Raw genomic sequence first — 206 nt, 5'->3', positions numbered from 1 at the left:
CTTAAACATTATGATGATCGTGCTCATCGTGCACATCGTGCTCATCGTGCTCATCGTCCTCAATGTGGCTGTGAGCAAGTGAGTTTTCGGTGCTTTGTAAAATACATTGACCTTTTATATCAATAGCGTGGATACTATTTTTTAATTGCTGAGCTAGTACGTTAATGGCATTTTTATCAGATGAGTTAGCAGCTTGATGTTCAAAC

Annotated in this window: 1 pseudogene; it reads right to left on the bottom strand. The window is 38.8% G+C overall.

Going from position 1 to position 206, the window contains the following annotated elements:
- Nucleotide 1 precedes the first annotated feature (1 nt).
- Nucleotides 2-206 (bottom strand): annotated as a pseudogene (locus V6260_RS19605) (hypothetical protein); the annotation flags it as partial.

The organism is Pseudoalteromonas aliena, assembly GCF_038155085.1.
GTDB classification, from domain to species: Bacteria; Pseudomonadota; Gammaproteobacteria; order Enterobacterales; family Alteromonadaceae; genus Pseudoalteromonas; species Pseudoalteromonas aliena_A.
This window is presented reverse-complemented; position numbering and strand designations above follow the sequence as displayed.